Origin of the sequence: Candidatus Frankia nodulisporulans, assembly GCF_902806475.1 — a bacterium.
GTDB lineage: Bacteria > Actinomycetota > Actinomycetes > Frankiales > Frankiaceae > Frankia > Frankia umida.
The window spans coordinates 1-473 of sequence record NZ_CADCWS010000553.1 but is presented as its reverse complement, the minus strand read 5'-3'; the positions used below and the strand labels follow the sequence as shown (position 1 = coordinate 473).

1 protein-coding gene is annotated in these 473 nt (G+C 66.4%); it reads left to right on the top strand.

The genetic code is table 11. From position 1 onward, the window contains the following. Positions 1-245: 245 nt before the first annotated feature. Positions 246-473, top strand: a 228-nt coding sequence (locus G6R24_RS21375) for a hypothetical protein (protein ID WP_163550889.1), incomplete at its 3' end; no start/stop codon positions are given.

Below are 473 nucleotides of genomic sequence, written 5' to 3'. Positions count from 1 at the left end.
TAGTGGCTCAAAGTTGTCGATGGACTCTCCCATAGCCAACAACCCTAAATGATTGACGTCCAGTGGATAGGTGCGTAGCGTTCGACCCCACAACTGAAAAACGCCCCCGGACCGGTGTCTCCAACACCGACCCGAGGGCTAACGGACCACCTGCGAACACAGGAGACCGCTATGAGTCATCTTTCCCTGCCTGCGCGCGGATCTACGCGCCAGGCTTCGCCCGCCGCCCGTCTGGGTGGTGTGGCATGAGTGCCCGCCGTCCGGGTCGGATCACGGTCACGGTCGACCATCCCGAGAAGATCTTCGACCGGGTGATCCTCGCCGCCCTGCAGGCCGGCCGCCGGGTGACCGCCGCCGAGGAGCTGGACGTCCGCCGCCGGCACACCACCGAGCTCACTACCGGGCCGGCTGTCTGCTGCCGGGCGTGCGGGTTCGCGCTGACCGTGCAGCACCAGGCCTGCCCGTCGATCGTC